Source organism: Anaerobiospirillum sp. NML120511 (assembly GCF_023050955.1).
GTDB lineage: Bacteria > Pseudomonadota > Gammaproteobacteria > Enterobacterales > Succinivibrionaceae > Anaerobiospirillum.
In genome coordinates, this window is the sequence record NZ_JALKIK010000035.1 from 1 (window position 1) to 17,883 (window position 17,883).

Below are 17,883 nucleotides of genomic sequence, written 5' to 3' on the forward strand. Positions count from 1 at the left end.
CATACTAGAGAGTTTCATGCTGCATTTGTAGGACCTATGCCTGCAAAACGGCGTCCAGGAAGGCCACCGGGCAGCAAGACTACAAGGGTATATGTCTAACTCTTGACTAAGAATTATGTACATATTTACATGGATCTATTAATTAGAGAGCTTTTTATAGTTCAAAACTCTGGGAAAGTTTTATTTGAAGTAGATCACAAATACTGGAAAAATAATCCAAAATGTTCATGGAGCTTTTAATCAAGGGATTAAATTATGATAAATAAGCGGTTATTGGGCATAAATTTATTTAAATAGGTGGGGGTAAAACGAAAATATCAAGGCTTGTCAGACAAGTTTGCACAATTTTGGAATCCTTGTGTGTCTGATAAATGTGACATAGTGCACATCAGAGTAAACCGCGTATATATCATGATTGCGTGACAGTGATCACCCATGGTCAACAGGATGGATAATCGTATCTAGTTACCAAAAGTGTCAGAAATGGCAAAAAGCATTTTAATAGTGGTATATTTACCCCAGCACAAACATTCGTGCTGACTCTTTAGTTTTAAAGAATTTTTGGGATAGAAAATCATTATGAAGAAGTCCTATTTAGCTTTAGCTGTTGCTGCTTTAGCTGCTACTTCAATCGCTTCAACCGCTTCTGCCGCCACTGTTTATGACAAGGATGGCAACTCTTTAGCCGTTTACGGCCGTGTTCAGTCTGTAATCTACTCTGACAAGACTGGCAACGTATCCAACGAAGAGACCACCCTGATGACCTCCGGCCGTCTCGGTGTCGACATGCGTTCCCAGATCACCAACGGCGTTGCTGCTTTTGCCAAGGCCGAGTGGGAAGCTGCTAACGGCGACGCTCACGGTCAGGACAATTTCTCTGCCCGTTACCTCTGGGTAGGTCTGGACTTTGGTCAGTTCGGTTCCTTCAAGGCCGGTCGTTTTGAGCCTGCCATGAAGTATGCCATCTCCCAGACTGATATCTTCGACGACTGGGGATGCACCGGTCTGGCTGGTAACGACGACAAGCGCGACGGTACCTTCCAGTACATGTGGTCCGGCAATGGCCTCGACATCATCGCTTCCTTATCCTTAGCCAAGGACGGCACTCACATCGATGGCGCTTTCGCCAACGGTGAGTCTGCTGACATGAGCAACACCTTCTCCTTCGCTGCCGGCTACACCTCCCCAGACGTAGTATTTGGCCCAATCGCTGTTCGCGCCGGCTTCGAGCACGGCACTTTTGCTGACGGCGAGAGCGCTGGTCCTAACGGTCAGAGCTGGCAGAACGCCATTGGCAGCAACCTGCGCTATGACGACTACAACCAGTATGCTGTTGGTCTGTCATGGGGTTCCCTGGACTTAGGTCCATATGTAGCTGGTGTTTACCAGTCACGTGATTTCTCCACCTCTGCTGTTCCTACTGCTCCACAGGGTACTGAGACTGTTGACCTGACTGTTTCCGGTTATGAGTTTGTAGTTGGTTATGCCTTACCTAACGGCATCGCCCTGCGCACCGGTTACCTGACCAAGGAGTATGAGGTAGGTTCTGACAAGGTTAAGGCCGCTACCGTTCCTGTATATGCCAACTGGCAGCTCAACCCACAGTTCAACGTATGGGCTGAGGCTCGCTTCGACGCCGGTACCGACAACGACCTGACTGATGGCAAGAACTTTGCCCGCGCTACTGGTGAAGCCTACGACGAGAACGTATTCTCTGCCGGTATGCGTTACGTATTCTAATTGCACCGCAGCTGAGGCTGCATGCAGTTAAAGATACATTTCATGATTTTAACCGGGTCGTTTTCCGGCCCGGCTGATACGAAATTGATTTTACAGGGCTAAACTGCCTTAGCATTGCTCAGAATGCTTGCCGTCGGCACCCGGTGCCGAAATTCTCTATCCCACATAAGCCTGGTTATAGACTTTGAGCAGGGATGGACTTGAGCATCAGAGGTATGTTTAACCCATCCTGGCGCAATATGCGCTGCTAGAGCGGTTCGACCCTGTATTATCAATGTTGATCAGCTCAGATCATGTGAAAATAAAACAGACCGTGAGGTCTGTTTTATTTTGCCCCTGTAGCTAGCTATAGCTAACTTAAGAGGTGAACGTCCTCATAAATCAGCCTTTCATTGAACCATTGGGACCATCATACGACTGTGCTTAAGCCCGAGGTTCATACATCCTGATCATGTAACAGCCCGGGCTGTCTGAAGCTCTGTCTGCAATTGTGGTCACGGCCATCACATCTCCATATCCATCCTGCCAACATCCATCTCCATCTATGCGATTATACCCATGGAAAAGCTCAGGTTCAGATCCACGTTTGTGCTCATGGATAAATCAGATTCAGTTCCCATGGGCAAATCAGTCCCGGATCAGGTCGCTGGAACATGGCTGGCGAGTCCCAGCGAAATATTCACGCGGTATTTTTCTAAAATTTTGCCTGCAGTAGGTAGGGAAAGATTCATCATGATGATCACACTCATCAGTATTTCCAGTAACGATTACCTTTCAGCAGAATGATCTGCATGCGTGCATGCATGCACGCACGCAATATCGCACAATGGGAAGTATCAGGGCAGTGGCCTTTCATTGAAGCAGACAAGGGCCGGGTATTTTCATTGAATCAGACAGATGACGTAGCTTGTGATCTGCTCTGGAGCTCTCTTACCTTAGCTGCAGTATTGTGTTGGGTATTAACGGGGGTGTTGACTGCGTATCATGATGCCGTGCATACCTTTAGGCAGATTGTGTTCTGGGAGTGATTGAGTGCTGCTTTGCGGGGAAGAGCCAGGTGGGGCCAGGGAAAAGGTTTACCGTCTGCTCAGATATTTTCCGTGTCATAACGGTTGTTCATGCTGTTTTATTTTTGGTGCATAGTGACAAACATGTGAACGTGGTGATATAGTTTGTACTATTAGTTAGCTATAGCTAATCTTATTTAGCTTTGGCTAATCAGGGTGGCCCCGATCTGTGCTCGTATTTTCGTGGTGCTGCACCAAGTAGTGAGTTTTTGGCGGTTAAAGATTTATTTATGTTTCTGGCTGACAGCCCTGGTGCTTCAGTTCCGCCTTTTATAGATTAGTGAGTTTTTCATGAAGAAGACAAATCTGGTCCTGGCAGTCGCTGGTGCCATTGTTGCTCTTTCAACCATGGCTTCATCTGCCCATGCTGCAGTTGTATATGACAAGGATGGCAATTCTCTGGAGGTTTACGGCCGCGTTCAGTCCGTACTGTATTCAGGCAAGGTATCAGGTGTTTCTAACGAAGAAACATCCATGAGCACCTCTGGCCGTCTTGGTCTGAACATGCGCTCAGCTCTGACCTCTGATGTTGCGGCCTTTGCCAATGCAGAGTGGGAGGCAGCCAATGGTGACAGTGAGGAGACCTTCTCGGCACGTTATCTTTTCGTTGGTCTGGACTTCGGTCAGTTCGGCCTTATCAAGGCAGGTAAGTTTGAGCCAGCCATGAAGTATGCCATCAGCCAGACAGATATCTTTGAGGACTGGGGTGCTGTCGGTCTTACCGGTGCTGATGACCGCCGCAACGGTGTAGTTCAGTATGAGTGGTCAGGTGCAGGTTTTGACGTTCTGTTCTCCTACGCTTTTGCCAAGGATGGCGATCCTGTTGGCGGTGCATGGGATCTGGGTGAAGCTGCAGATATTCAGAGCTCAGTATCAGCTGCTGCTGGTTACACCTCTCCTGATGTGCTATTTGGTCCAGTAGCCGTACGTTTTGGCTTTGAGTCTGGTCAGTTTGCTGATGGTATGGTCGATGATGGCACAGGTAAGCTTACAGAGCAGAATGCAACAGGTCAGCACCGCTTTGATGACTACAGGCAGTTTGCTGCCGGCCTGTCATGGGGCTCAACTGACCTTGGTCCTTACTTTGCCGCCCAGTACCAGCAGCGCAAGTTCAACCTCGCCTCCATGGCAGCCGGTGTTTCAGATGTTGATTACAAGGTCACAGGTCTTGAGTTTGTTGCCAGCTATGCTCTGGAAAACGGCCTGACTGCCAGCACTGGCTATCTGACCACTGAAACAGAAACTGAAGGTGATAAGATCAAAGCTGCAGTAGTACCTGTATTTGTAAACTACCAGGTTAACGACCAGTTCAATGTCTGGGCTGAAGCACGCTTTGATGCCGATACCGACAATACCAGCGAGAAGAATTACGACCTTGCCATGGGCACCAACTTCTCCGAGAACGCTTTCTCCGCCGGTATGCGCTACGCATTTTAGTCATTGAGCTGTCAGGCAAGGGTAATACCCGGCTGTCACAACTGACGTAACCGTTGCAACTGTCGCAACTGTCAGTGATGACCATGCCCCTGCATCCATGCCGGTGCCGCGCATACCTCAGCCGCCTGCTCCCTTTGTAAGGGGAGTCGCTCTCTGTCTTTCCCAAATCTGCACTTACTGGTACTGATTTGTTCAGGAGTGGCTGCCTTGAGCATACCCTGTCTCTGAAGCTCCGGTTCTGTCCATTGGGTCAGCCATCCCTCTGACCTCAGGACCTTGTGCAGCGTAAGCACAGACAGTTGGGCTTCAGGTGCAGCTGGTGCAGCCATCTACACAATGATTACAGCCCACTTGCCATAATGGGGGTAATCGGTAGCCCGGGCCAGTTAAGATAAGTGAAAATCTATGTTCTTAGTAACATGGAGGTGCCCTGTACCTGAGCCGTGCCTGTTCTTGACTACCCAGTCATGGCTGTCCGGGACTTGCCAGCTCCGGCCTTGCGTGGCCTTGCCAGCCTTGGCCTTGCCAGCCATGGACTTGCATAGCCTGGCCGGCTCTGAATGTGCTGATCTGGTTAATGGAGGCCGTATGATACAGGCCAGCATTGACCTGACTGATTCGGTATGCACGCCGCTATGAATACGGTTCAGATTAAGATTTTCAGTGAAAAAATGAGGACTCTAATTTTCATATAAGTTTTGACTGATATTCTGACCACACTTCATACAGTTGTTACCGGTATCGGTGCTTTTTGCATTAAAGACGACAGTCACTGCTGATATTATCTATCCCGCTTTCAGCAGGATCCGAACAGCTGTGCATAATCCTTTCAGGTCTTGTCCTGTGCATTTCGACTCAGTCAGCAACCGGAAGTCGAAAAGGCATAACCTGATATGGCAGCATTCTGAGCTGTCAGGGTCAAAGTTCAGCTCATGTTCCTTTTGAGCACAGTTGACCCGAGCCTGACTAATGCCGTCGTTATATTGTGGCGACGGCATCAGCGGCCCTCCCCCTCCACTCCCACTCCTTCTTACCCCCTTCTCTCCAACTCCGGCTCACACCCCACTTACCTTAATTCTTTCCCGTCTCAATAAGCTTCCAGGTAACGTAATGGCATCAAGCCCGTTTGCCATATTTGTACTTTTGCATTGATCAATGGTTTGGGGCCTACCTCCGCAAGCCTGCACATCTGATTTCTGCGCCCTAATCTCATCTTTAAGCCTTAGCCCGTCGTTTGACCTGTCTTTGGGGCTGAGCCCGTAGCTATGCCTGTCTTTGGGGCTGAGCCCGTAGCTATGCCTGACTTTGAGCCTTGCCCCGTAGTTTGCCCCGTCTTTGGGCCGTGCTCACATGGCCATCGTATTCTGTCCGTGCCTGGAGTCCACCCTGGTGCCAGTCCGCCATGGTGTCAGTGAATGCTGATTTGCCTTGTTAAAGCCCTTTTTTGCAGTGGTTTGCTGCAGTGCTCTCAAATTACTATATTATAGGGACGTGATATCTATAGATGATCTTTAACCCTTGTACTACCCGGCTGTCTTCGCATGCAGGCAGACTTAACAACCAAAGTAACAGTCAACAATCTAAGCAGCTCAATCAGGCATCTCATCAATGAGCTTTATCTATACAAGAAGCTGTAATGGCTGCAGCAGCGCAGCAGCGCGTTACTGCAGCAGCGCAGCAGCACGACACTGCAGCATCGGCAGCACGCCTCTGCAGAAGCATGGCAGTGCGCCTCTGCAGCATCGCAGCAGAGGAACAGAGCATCAGCTCTGTCTGGGAAGGTGCGCAGGCAAACTGTGCAATGATGTTTCTCTGCACCTTAAGTCACAGCTTACAGAAATTTCAATACATTCAGTCAACGACACAAGGTCCGCACGGCTCACGGTGTTAAGGGCCCTATGCCCCAGGGCATGAATCAGAATCAAACAGACCGTAAAAGTGCGCTATGGCGCAGCAGGATAAGTAACATGCCTCTTAATCCATCCTCTGACAATCTCAGTCACTTTTCCCATAATTCATCCCGTTTTAACAGCCGCACCGCTGACAGTCGTATCTCATCGAGTGAGGTACGCACCAGTACTGCCTCAAGTATTGACAGGATTCGTCATACTGCAGGCAATGGCATGAGCCAAACTGCAGGTGATGGATTGCAGCACAGCGCAGGTGAGGGCAAGTATGAAAGCGGTATGGAAAGACTGCGCAGGACGGGCAATGAGGCTATTGCTGCACGGGCTGCATCAGCTGCACAGTCAGGCACGGGGCTGCATGGAGATAATGGTTCTCATGATGGCAGGGGCAGGAAAAAGCGTTCAGCTGGCAGGATAATTTTGATGGCGGCTGCCGGAATTTTTGCTTTCAGCCTGGTGGCCAATGTGACCATGAGCCTTATGGGCATCTACATCAATGTCAGTCCGTCATTGCCTTATGGCTTTTATAAGGTTGAGTACCGCGATGGCATTGATTACGGTCTGTTTGGCTTCAGCGGTGTAGAGGATGCTGATCTGGGGAATCTTATCGACCCTAAAGGTGTGTCACGTGAGCAGGAGCTGCGTTTTGCCCGTCGTACCATCTATGCCGGCAGTGTTTCCGGTCCGGCACCTGCCCCGGGCACTGAGGACGCCTTTGGTACAGCTGCAGGTGTTCTTACCCGTGAAGTGTCATCTGAAGAGCCGGTCACAGACAGTGGCCTGCCAGCTGTGCCATCCACTGTAAAGGCAAGAACTCTGGAGGTGAAAAGGGGTGAGCTTGTTCTGGCCTGCCTTGAGACCAGGATGGCCCGTTTTGGATATGAGCGCGGCTATCTTACCGCAGGCAAATGCCCAGGTGGCATAGCTCCTGTAGGCAAGTATGTAGCTGCAGTAACCGGTGACAAGATTGATTACAACTGTCAGGGCGTGCTCGTCAATGACAGACTGATTACCAATACAGCCTCATTAAAGAGAGATGGTGCAGGACGTCCTATGCCAATGTATGCTGAGCCAGGCAGCTACTTTACCCTGGAAGAAGATGAGGTAATGCTGCTCAACGAAAAGGTCTTCAGCTACGACAGCCGTTACTTTGGTCCGGTACGCTCCTACTTCATCATTGCAAGGCTCAGACCTCTGCTGACCTTCTAGGCCGTAGACGAAGGTCAGAGCAGCGTTGTACCGTGTCGTGCCACTTGCCTGCAAGTAAGTTCCGGCGGATCCGGGCTGCAGTACATGATCCGGGGGCAGAGCGTGATCCTGGGGCAGAGCCTGATCCTGGGGCAGAGCGTGATCCTGGGGCAGAGCTTGATCCGGGGGCAGAGCCTGATCCGGATGAAGTGACAGAGCCGCAAAGACAACAAAGCCCGGACAGGTTTTCCTGTTCGGGCTTTGTGTTGCCGTCACGTCAGTCTGACAGACGTGGCGGCTGGCCGGGAAAAAGCTGGCAGCTGTATGCCTTCGTAACGGCGTTGGTGGCTGCCTGCTGTGACTCTTGCTGTGATTACATCTTGACCATGCTTAAGGCAGCGTCGTCGGCAACAAGTACTACATTAGGGTGCAGCTGTAAAACTGAGGCTGGAACCTCAGGGGTAACAGGACCCCAGAATGACTTGTAGATAGCTTCGGCCTTATCCTCACCGGAGGCAATCAGTAATACCCGACGGGCGTGCATGATGGAGCGGATACCCATGGTGTAGGCCTGACGTGGTACATCATCGATGGAGGCAAAGAAGCGCTTGTTGGCCTCAATGGTGCTCTCGGTCAGGTCAACACAGTGGGTGTTCTTCTCAAAGGCAGTGCCAGGCTCGTTAAAGCCGATGTGACCGTTACGGCCGATACCCAGCAGCTGGATGTCGATGCCGCCCAGGTCTTCAATTACCTTGTCATAGCGGGCGCACTCAGCAACTGCATCAGGGTTCTTGCCATCAGGGATGTTGATGTTCTCCGGCTTGATGTTGATGTGATCAAAGAAGTTGTGGTGCATGAAGTAAACATAGCTCTGGTCACTTTCCTTGCCAAGGCCACGGTACTCATCGAGGTTAACGCTCTTGACCTCGGTGAAGTCGAGATCGCCCTTGTTGTACCACTCGATTAACTGCTTGTAAGTGCCAATTGGGCTGGAACCGGTTGCCAGACCAAGAACGCAGTCAGGCTTGATGATTACCTGAGCGGAAATGATGTTGGCAGCTTTACGGCTTAACTCCTGATAGTTATGGGCACGGTAAATACGCATGTGGCTCTCCTAAAGAAAGTTTTCTCAGCAGCCTGCCTTAAACCATGACCTGAGGGCATGAGAGTGGACCAGAGGGATAGCAGTGCGGCTGCCTGAGCTGTTGCGCCGGGGCGCTGAAGAACAAATATTCATGACCTGACCCGTCGGGCCTTTAGACCGGCAGCGGGCTGAAAGCTGAAGCATTATGAGCTCAGTTATCCTGGGAAGAAGGATTGAGCTGAGGGCATACAGGAGGCTCGCTTTCCAGCAGCTCCTTTTTGAAATCCGGGGTGCACATTACAGCAAGGGCTTTACTGGTCTTGTGCTTGGTGTCTACTGCCTTCTGTCCGAGCATCTTGCACAGCTCAGTGAAGATCAGATCGACTATGAAATAAACGGCTGTTTTGGAGTAGATGGAGCCTGAATCAAGGCAGGTCTCTTTAACCGAGTACAGCAGGCTGTCATTGGCAATTTTGCACAGATCACTCGATGACTCTGCGGTAATGCCTATTACCTTTGCCTGTTCCTGACGGGCCAGGTTTACGGCCTTGATAATTTCAGGAGTAGAACCTGAGTTTGAAAAGGCAACTACTACGTCCTTTTTGTCCAGCAGGGAACACAGCACAAGCATTTCATGGCTATCAATAATGGCCCTTGAATCAATGCCAATGCGGTTGAATTTGAAAGCTGTGTCCAGAGCCACAAAGCCGCTGTTTCCCTTGCCTATGAACAGTACTCTTCGGGCATTGGAAAGAACTCGGGTAATACGGGCAAGGCTTTGATGATTGACGCTTTGAGCAGTCTGAACAATGGTTGAGGCAATCAGCTGAGAGAGCTTTGCGGCTGTCTGTCGTGAGTCCTCGTCATAAGAGATGGATACGGAGATAAGATCGCCCAGGTCACTGGTCATGCCAATTTCCTGAGCCAGGGCAATTTTGAATGACTGCAGGGAATCGTATCCAAATTTGCGTGCAAAGCGGGTCACAGTGGCATGCGAAACGCCACAGTTGCGGGCAATTTCCGAGATAGGGGCGTTGCACACGTCAAGGCCTCGATCTTTGATGTATTTGAGCAGAGCAAGGTCGGCTTTCGTAAGATTCTTCTGATCTCCGTTAAGCCTGTCTAATATACCCATATGCTTTGACATCCCATGTGCTAACCAGTCGCCAGCATGTGCGCGATCCAGGTAAAGAAAAGCTTTTCCTAAGAACCTGATAATTATAGATCGTATCCATGGAATTTTTTTTCAATATTTTAGCCTATATTAAAACTTTGCTCTACATCACAAACTAAAAAAGTCCCCATGCCCATGACGGTGCTCATAAATAACTGCATCCTGAACCAGGCTGCCCATGGCTCAAAGTAAGCCCAGAGCCTCCATCCCCTGATCTTTATAGATTGTCATGTCTCTATAAGTATCCAGCCAGCAGTCATGTCAGCGGTTCCGGAAGCACTCCCGGCAGCATGCCAGGCAACAGCTTTCTTATCCGCCCTTACTCTTAATCACTCTACGCCCCTGGAGTAAGTTATGGCATGTAATCTTTTGATGAGCTGAGACTGTGGGGTATTCGTTGATCAATCACACAAGTAGCATCAAACTCTGGACAGAATAGTGGGTACCGCTATGGTTGAGGCAGGGGCTCTTGTGGTCGCTGCCTGGGATGGGTATTGCTGGGGCTGTTGTGGTTGCTGCCTGGTGCAGTTGGCTTCGGAAGGTGTTCAGGATCTGGTCAGGGGTATGGCAGTGTTATGGTATGGCATGGTACGGCATGGCATTGCAGGTATGTCAGGCGCTGTTTTTCATGTAGCTGCAGCAGCCTTGCTGCTGACAGCTTCAGCAGGGCGGAATCAGGCCGGCAGCTGCCGGGATGGGGGCCTGGTTCAGTGCTGCAAAGCCATCACTTGTATGGTAAGGTATTAAGTATTAACAGAATTATCAGGTCCGTGTATACGACCGTAAGATATGGTGACAAGTGCCGTGTTTATCCATGAGTTGCTCGCATAATATGCCAGTATGGTCATAACTCAACACAGTTACATGCTTTTCAACTGGCCGGAGCCGTGCTGCCTGTTAAATGGCTTTACCGTTGCCATAATCCAGGGGCGTTGCGCATGCAGACAGCAGGATCATTTCTGTATTACTGGATGGTGCTCTCAGGTCATGACTTAGGTCATATTGTCTTTATGGCCATGCGGGAGAGTTGATCTTTTCTCCAGATATCCTTGCATTAATGTGTTTTCTCCAAGGGGGCTTGTGACAGCGGGGCCTCTTTTTATCCTGGCCACCGATGCCAGGCATGCTCACCTGTGAGTGCTGTCTTCCATTAGTTTCCCGTCTGCATTATCAGGACATACTCCCGCCGTGTTACCTGCCGGGAGCGGCTGTCCTGTATGACTGGTGCTTCGTTTCGTCCGCTGCGAGGTTTTTTAATGAAGGTTACTCTCAAGGGAATTAAGGACAGGGACGCCTTTGACAAGGCTGGTATTGCTCTTCCTGACTATGATGTTGCCCGGGTACAGGCTACCAGCCGCAATAACCCCGTATGGCTGCATTTTGGTGCCGGCAATATCTTTCGTGGCTACATTGCATCTCTTCAGCATGACCTGTTAAGCAGCCGCAGCCAGACCTCAGGCATTATTACCCTGTCTACCCATGATGGAGCCGAGGTAGATCGTGTGCTCAGCCCTCATGACCGTCTTACTCTTGAGACCACAGTGTTGCGTGATGGCACTCTGAATCTGCGCGTTACTGCCGCCATTGCCAACAGCTACAAGCTCAACGGCAGCTCGCCTGCAGATGAGTATGATGTGCGCGCACTGGCAACCCGTCCATCCATACAGATGATCAGCTATACCATTACGGAAAAGGGCTATGTCATCAGGGATATCAAGGGCAATTTTCTTCCTGAGATTAAAAAGGACATTGAGTCCGGTCCGGTAGCACCTGGCCATACTGTTTCCTGGACTGCAGCTTTGCTGTGGGAACGATGGCAGGCCGGTGCTGCTCCGGTTGCCATGGTGTCTTTTGACAACTGCTCAGAAAATGGCAACCTGCTCAGAGATGCAGTTCTGACCATTGCCCGTGAGTGGGAGAGCAGAGGCTTTGTCAATCAGGCCTTTATCAGGTACCTGTCTGATGAGGATTCAGTGACCTTCCCTAACACCATGATTGACCGTATCACCCCTTACCCTGATCGTGACATTGCGGCCCGCCTGACCGCTATGGGCATTGAAGATATGGAGGTCTATACCAGCAAAAAGGGCGCTCACATGGCCCCTTTTGTGAACATGGAGAAGTCACGTTACCTGGTAATTGAGGACAAGTTCCCAAATGGCCGTCCTCAGCTTGAGAAGGTGGGAGTACTCTTTACTACTGCCAGAGGTGTACAGCTCTTTGAGCGCATGAAGGTATCAGCATGCCTCAACCCTCTGCAAACGGCTCTGGCTCTTTATGGCTGTATTTTTGGCTATGAGCACATCAGCGATGCCATGAATGACAGACAGCTGATTAACTTAATCAGGCGTCTTGGCTATGAAGAGTGCCTGCGTGTAGTCGACAGTCCTATGATTGTGACCCCACGAGAATATCTCAATGAGATCTTCAAAGAGCGCCTTACCAACAGAGCTCTGCCCGACACCCCGGCACGTATCGCTACAGATACCTCCCAGAAAATCAGAATGCGTTTTGGCTATACCATCAGCGCCTATCAGAAGCGTGGCTACGCTCTGACTTCACTGGTAGCTCTGCCGCTTGCTCTGGCCGGATGGCTGCGCTATCTCATGGCCATAGACGATAATGGACATACCATGAAGATTTCCGACGATCCTATGCTCAGTGAGCTAAGCAGAAGAATGTCTGAGATCATCTTTACCCGTCCTGACAGCGTGGAGCGCACATTGCGTCCTCTGCTGTCCAATGAGACTGTCTTTGGCCAGAACCTCTATGAGGCAGGCATTGGTCAGACAGTAGAGAACCTGTTCAAGGAAATGATTACAGGTCCGGGAGCTGTAAGAGCAACTCTGATACGCTACATGGGATAGCTGCCAGTTCAGGACAACTGCTGTTTACTGGCTCCCTGACCCTTTCCCTGACCCTTTCCCTGCCCCTGTCCCTGGCGCCATGAATTGCCGTGCCGGGGGCCCATGTTCATGCCTGATTATAAGAACCTGGCAACAGGACAAAAAAGAGGACCCGACAAAAGTCGGGTCCTCTTTTTTCTGCACTGCATGCTCAAAGCATAGCGTATGCTACTTATCTGGCTCAATCAGGCCGCCCTTGGTGTAATAGGTCCATGGCAGGGACTTTGATTCGAGTACCTTATAGTAAAGGCCTGGGGTCCATTTGCGGAACTCTTTGAGGCGGTAGAAGCTCTGAGCCTTGAGATTGAGGGCAGCTACCATTTCACGGCCTGGATAGGTAACAGTGACGCCCTGTTCCTGCATATTCTTGAGTGCCTGATATTCATTGGCTTCACGTACTACATTGTAGAAGCTGGATGCCTTGATGCAGGTTCTGGTCAGAGCTTCTCTTTGCTCAGTAGTCAGACTGTTCCAGAACTCCTCTCCGGTAATAATGCTGGTAACGGTATAGACATGGCCTGTCATCAGCAGGTACTTGGCAGCATTATGGAAGCCGGCACCGTACATACGGGTAACAGGAAGATCTACAGCATCAAGCTCCTTGTCTCTGAAAGCCTGCATGATCATTGATGGAGGCAGTTCTTTTGGTTCTGCACCGTAAATCTTCCAGGTGTTGTTCTGAATTTCATTATTGTCCACTCTGATTCTTAGGCCATCCAGTTCGCTGATCCTGGTAATTGGACGTGTGGAGAGAATATGACGCAGGCCGAACTGCCAGGTTGAGGAAATAATATGCAGGCCTTGCTTTTCTGACAGACGCTTGTTCTGTTCCTGATACCACTTGCTGCGGGTCAGATGAAAAGCTTCGTCCCAGCTCTTGAAAAGATATGGACTAAAGCAGATGCCTATGTCGTAAGCACCACGGCTGTAAAGATCAGCTGCATCAGCAGTGGAAATGATTTTTTCACCATTGATCATGCGCTCCATCAGAGCCTGCTCATCGCCAAGCTCATCTTCAGGATAAAGCTCGAGAATGATTGCTCCACCGGTCTCTTTTGCAAGCTCATCTCTCCAGCGCTTCATGCCCATATCAAAAGGCTCACCTCGTGAGTTTTCATAGCCAACTTTGATAACCAGATCAGCCTTGTGGTTAGCGTTCATTGATGGGCCGGAGGTAATGTCAGCAGCGGCAGTTTCATCTGGTTTCTGAGCACCGCAGCCGCTTAATCCAACCATGACAAAGGAGAAGCCAAGTGTAGTGAAAACTCCTTTAATCACAGATTTGATCTTGCTTTTTATGAGTGAGTCCATAGCACATTTCCTCATACAACAAGTGCAGGTCCAGCTGACCGGACCGGCACTTTGGGAAGGGCAGATAAGATTCCGCCTAAAGCTGCTCCCTGCAGCATGTCAGAGGCTCTGTAACCTCTGTTCTGATAAGCATACATTCAAGGCATCCATGGACCATATAAAGGCATATCTGGTGCACAGTCTGTATGTTCCCACTAACCTTCACCGGCTGATGCAAAAGCTGGTTATCAAGGTGTTTCAGCTCAGCCAGGGCATCAGCCATCAGGGGATCGATTAACCTGAGAATTTCAGTAAATAATCTAAGTATATCCCTGATATTGCCCGGCGGATAATCGCCTGAGGCAATTGCACGTCAATTAGTATCAAATTGTGATGTATGCAGGCCAAAGTTATCTTCTAATGCGTCAATTACACAGAACAAAATGTTTTTTGCGCTGCAGCTGCGCTCCAGGCATCAGGAGCTGGATAAACGTCTTGTATCAGCCTGTTTGTCTGGCACATACAGTGAGGTCAGAATCAATTGCCATTGCTTTTGCCATTGCAACTGCCAACATGGGCTGGCAGGCTATGTTCATGAATCTGTCCTGAGGTGTCATATACGCGCCATAAGACATCATTTGCACAGATTATAATACAGCGCCAGTGCCGAACTGACGGGCTTTGCGGGCCTTAAAGCAGTTACCTGGGGCGCTTTAATGCAAATTTGCCAGGTTCATCAAAAAATTACGAATTATTTAGTCTGTCCATTGGAGTTATTAGCTTAAACGGTCGTACAACTGTCCATGCAACCGCTATTAAATCGTGTACGAAGCGCTACTTGCGCAGCCAAACAGTCATGCTTACAGCAAGATGCAGTATCGCTGCCTGCCATTAATCGTAATGATGGAAAAACACAGTTTTTTCAACTGAGGCTCTCAACCAGCTGATAATCAGTCCAGGGATCAGCTCACATTGACAGCTCAGTACGAACTACGCCTCACTATCTCCCACCCATCTGCTGTTCCACTCACCTGGCTATACCTTTACTCCCCATAAGCATAAGCATAAGCGCAGGCATAGGCATAACCAGCATTAAGCAATAGCACAGTGCCATCTCAGAGCACTTATAGGGCATGCTGTTGACGGATACACGGTCATCCTCATAATTATCACAGCAGGCACACAGATGCCGGGCACGAATTGGCAGAGCATTCAGCTGCCTGGCAGGTATTGGCAGAGCACTCAGCTGCCTTGCTGGTATTAGCAGAGCATTCAGCTGCTGGGCACGAATTGGCAGAGCACTCAGCTGCCTTGCTGGTATTAGCAGAGCACTCAGCTGCCTTGCAGGTATTGGCAGAGCATTCAGCTGCTGGGCACGAATTGGCAGAGCACTCAGCTGCCTTGCTGGTATTAGCAGAGCATTCAGCTGCCTTGCAGGTATTAGCAGGGCATTCAGCTGCCTGGCAGGTATTGGCAGGGCATTTGGTTGCCTTGCAGGTATTGGCAGAGCATTCGGTTGCCTGTCAGGTATTGGCAGAGCATTCGGTTGCCTGTCAGGTATTGGCAGAGCATTCGGTTGCCTGTCAGGTATTGGCAGGGCATTCGGTTGCCTGTCAGGTATTGGCAGAGCATTCAGCTGCCGGGCACGAATTGGCAGAGCACTCAGCTGCCTTGCTGGTATTAGCAGGTCATTCGGTTACCTGGTATGCAGTGGCATAGCCGGGCAATGCGGGCAGGCAGGTCTGGCAGTGGCAGCGTGAACAGATCAGGACAGAAAGAGGGCAGGACGGCCATGCTATGGCAGGGGGAATTGCCTTGATAGCCGGTGCAGTACTTGTGGTCGTGCCTGTTCGTTATGGCTGTGAACCAAGCAGTGGGGGGATTGGGGCAAAATATGATTTGTCTGCCCTGTTATTGAACAGTGTCGATTTTTAATGTCGGATGACAATATCATGTTGGTGCAAGATAAGAATTTACACTTTATTTACATACAGTGTGACTGTAAACTGACATTACTGACACTAGTGTATGTTTCGTAGGCCGCTTAAACATGCGGTTTGACAGTGTTTGGCAGTTACATCCAAAAATTTGAAAAATAATTTGTTTTTACTGACATTTGCCCCTTTTTTAAACGGAATAGCTCAAACTTCTGTTGCTATAATGCCGCCAGTTGATTAGGCCCCTCACCAACAATGGCCTGCCTAAGCTGAAAAACAACATTACTATCAGGAAAAAAGTAATGGCCATTTTTCTAATGGCCGTGTTTCGAGGAATCAGATCCGAGTGCCCGGATCTGTGTTTGTATGCCTAAGGGACTTTGACGGGCAGGATGCTCTAAGTCCTGAATTCTTCCATCAACCAGGATTTTTATGAAACTCAGTAAACTCGCATGTGCTGCAGCCGCCGCCATGGCTCTCAGCTTCAGCTCTGTTGCCTACACCGCTCCTAATTTCTATGTAAATACAGATGTTATGGCATCAGGTGATGCCAACATCAATGGCACCGATACCGATCTTAAGACCTCCAGCTTTGGCGTGAATGTCGGTAATGAGTACATGACCATCGGTTACATGCGTACTGAATACAACTTTAGCGGTTCTTTCGATCCATTTGACAGCCTGAACAAGTTTACTGTTGACCTGCGCGCCGAGCGTGCCCTGAGCACCAGCCTGGTAGGCTATGCCGGTGTAACCCTCGGTACTCTTTTTGAGGATGACATCAGCCTTGGCGACAGCTACAACATCAGCCCTCGTCTGGCTTTAGGCTGGACCTTTATGAACGGCATGACCGCTTACGTTGGTGCCTACGCCAACCTCAACGCTGCCGACAATGTTTTCCTGCCTATTGTAGGTCTGAAGATCGGTGAAGAGAGCGATCGCGGCTGGAGCGGCTCCATTGCTTACCCTGCAACCAAGGTTAACTACCGCTTTAACAAGTCATGGTCTGCTGATCTGACCTATCTGACCATCAATGATACCTACTACATGGGTGATGATGTTGCACGCAAGGGCCTACTGTCTGAGGGCTTTATGCGTGAGAAGTCTCAGGGAGCCAGCATCGGTGTCACCTGGAACACCCCGCTTGGTTTAGTATTATCCGGCGGTCTGTTTACCTACTTTGACCGTGAGTTCAAGCTCTACGACAAGGACGGCAACGATTTTGCCACCTTTGAGACTGACAATTGCGCCGGTGCCTACCTGCGCGGCAGCCTCTACTTCTAATCAGAGCTTCGCAGAATCCAAATCTTAAAAACAGTTTAAGCCCTGAGAGACTGCCTCCGAAAAACACCTATGCTTCGGAGCAGCAGCCTCAAACGGGTTTGCATACAGACGCTGATGCCGTTCCGCTGCACACGGGGCGGCATTTTTTATTATCAGATAAGCACCCACACCCGGGCTGTCTCATTCAGCCACGTCAGCCGAGCCCCATCGCATCGCGCCCATCCCATCCAATCCCATCCCATCCAATCTCATAGTATCGCGTTCATCCCATCCCATCGCATAGCGCCCATCCCCTTACTTCTGCCATTTCTGTTCAATCACACCGCTGCAAGCAGGTGAGTTTCAGGCTCAATAATTACTATGCTCTGAAAGCTGTCACCTGATGCTGGCATGTAGTAAGGGCGAACCTGATGTCATTAACTCATATGTTGATCCCGGATATAGCTTTACATAATAATTTATATTGCAGATAACGGGGCCGACATTTGTAACAAAAACCTGGTCCATAACATAAAGGCATTATCAAAAAAACTAATTTACAAAACAAATTAGAATGGATAGAGAGGCAGTTGCTGCATCATAGTTGCTGTTCCTTAAAATACTTTCTAAATTCTTTTGAAGCGTAATTATTAAGAGGTTTCTGAGCTGGCTTTGATGCGCATGGTATGCGCTTTACAGGCTTAAGATTATCCGTTGATGAGAGCGGGGCATGGCGCAATCAGACGCCGCACTGGCGGTAGGAAGATGCTGCGTAGCAGTAGTCGTTGAGCAGTAGTCGGCAGGGGTGAATTGCAAAGATAAGATTGTGCTGGCCAGGGATACGGCAGATCGGCATTGATGACGATTGGCTGTTGCTGGACAGCGATGGA

At 49.7% G+C, this 17,883-nt stretch carries 10 protein-coding genes; 7 read left to right on the forward strand and 3 right to left on the reverse strand.

All coding sequences use genetic code 11. The annotated features are described in order from the left end of the window. The first annotated feature begins 579 nt into the window (after positions 1–579). The 4 genes from MXE39_RS09565 (at position 580) to MXE39_RS09580 (ending at position 7,360) form a co-directional block, all read left to right on the forward strand. Positions 580–1,740 (forward strand): porin, encoded by a 1,161-nt coding sequence (locus MXE39_RS09565; protein WP_246978467.1) that lies wholly within the window; start codon positions 580–582, stop codon positions 1,738–1,740. 558 nt (positions 1,741–2,298) lie between these two features. Beyond that, entirely contained in the window at positions 2,299–2,526 is a 228-nt protein-coding gene (locus MXE39_RS09570; protein ID WP_247074022.1) for a hypothetical protein, read from the forward strand. Between the two features lie 572 nt (positions 2,527–3,098). Next, the gene (locus MXE39_RS09575; RefSeq protein WP_246978465.1) at positions 3,099–4,244 is read left to right on the forward strand and encodes a porin; all 1,146 of its coding nucleotides are present in this window, start codon (positions 3,099–3,101) and stop codon (positions 4,242–4,244) included. Positions 4,245–6,211: 1,967 nt separating this feature from the next. Then, positions 6,212–7,360, forward strand: coding sequence for a S26 family signal peptidase (locus MXE39_RS09580; protein WP_246978464.1), 1,149 nt, complete (start codon positions 6,212–6,214; stop codon positions 7,358–7,360). A 352-nt stretch (positions 7,361–7,712) separates the two neighbouring features. Here MXE39_RS09580 and nagB read toward each other — a convergent pair whose 3' ends face one another. After that, positions 7,713–8,444, reverse strand: a complete 732-nt coding sequence (gene nagB / locus MXE39_RS09585) for a glucosamine-6-phosphate deaminase (RefSeq protein ID WP_246978462.1) — start codon at positions 8,442–8,444, stop codon at positions 7,713–7,715. Positions 8,445–8,634: 190 nt separating this feature from the next. Further along, positions 8,635–9,558 (reverse strand): MurR/RpiR family transcriptional regulator, encoded by a 924-nt coding sequence (locus tag MXE39_RS09590; protein WP_246978460.1) that lies wholly within the window; start codon positions 9,556–9,558, stop codon positions 8,635–8,637. A 1,295-nt stretch (positions 9,559–10,853) separates the two neighbouring features. On the opposite strand from MXE39_RS09590, the gene MXE39_RS09595 reads away from it, so the two are divergent. Beyond that, a complete protein-coding gene (locus MXE39_RS09595; protein ID WP_246978458.1) occupies positions 10,854–12,464 on the forward strand; it encodes a mannitol dehydrogenase family protein in 1,611 nt (536 codons plus the stop codon). A 207-nt stretch (positions 12,465–12,671) separates the two neighbouring features. Here the strand turns inward: MXE39_RS09595 and dctP are convergent, their stop codons facing one another. Further along, entirely contained in the window at positions 12,672–13,814 is a 1,143-nt protein-coding gene (dctP, locus tag MXE39_RS09600) for a TRAP transporter substrate-binding protein DctP (RefSeq protein WP_246978457.1), read from the reverse strand. Positions 13,815–15,044: 1,230 nt separating this feature from the next. Here dctP and MXE39_RS09605 point away from each other — a divergent pair. Together MXE39_RS09605 and MXE39_RS09610 are read left to right on the forward strand one after the other, a co-directional pair. Then, on the forward strand, positions 15,045–15,512 hold the full coding sequence (locus tag MXE39_RS09605) for a hypothetical protein (protein ID WP_246978455.1): 468 nt from the start codon (positions 15,045–15,047) through the stop codon (positions 15,510–15,512). A gap of 650 nt (positions 15,513–16,162) precedes the next feature. Next, positions 16,163–17,014 (forward strand): hypothetical protein, encoded by an 852-nt coding sequence (locus tag MXE39_RS09610; protein WP_246978454.1) that lies wholly within the window; start codon positions 16,163–16,165, stop codon positions 17,012–17,014. The last annotated feature ends 869 nt before the right edge of the window (positions 17,015–17,883 follow it).

What these genes read in the sequence shown, in the direction of transcription:
- nagB (WP_246978462.1), bottom strand. Translation starts at nt 8,444, where the DNA reads ATGCGTATTTACCGTGCCCATAACTATCAGGAGTTAAGCCGTAAAGCT.
- MXE39_RS09610 (WP_246978454.1), top strand. Translation starts at nt 16,163, where the DNA reads ATGAAACTCAGTAAACTCGCATGTGCTGCAGCCGCCGCCATGGCTCTC.
- MXE39_RS09595 (WP_246978458.1), top strand. Translation starts at nt 10,854, where the DNA reads ATGAAGGTTACTCTCAAGGGAATTAAGGACAGGGACGCCTTTGACAAG.
- MXE39_RS09590 (WP_246978460.1), bottom strand. Translation starts at nt 9,558, where the DNA reads ATGGGTATATTAGACAGGCTTAACGGAGATCAGAAGAATCTTACGAAA.
- MXE39_RS09575 (WP_246978465.1), top strand. Translation starts at nt 3,099, where the DNA reads ATGAAGAAGACAAATCTGGTCCTGGCAGTCGCTGGTGCCATTGTTGCT.
- dctP (WP_246978457.1), bottom strand. Translation starts at nt 13,814, where the DNA reads ATGGACTCACTCATAAAAAGCAAGATCAAATCTGTGATTAAAGGAGTT.
- MXE39_RS09565 (WP_246978467.1), top strand. Translation starts at nt 580, where the DNA reads ATGAAGAAGTCCTATTTAGCTTTAGCTGTTGCTGCTTTAGCTGCTACT.
- MXE39_RS09580 (WP_246978464.1), top strand. Translation starts at nt 6,212, where the DNA reads ATGCCTCTTAATCCATCCTCTGACAATCTCAGTCACTTTTCCCATAAT.
- MXE39_RS09570 (WP_247074022.1), top strand. Translation starts at nt 2,299, where the DNA reads ATGGAAAAGCTCAGGTTCAGATCCACGTTTGTGCTCATGGATAAATCA.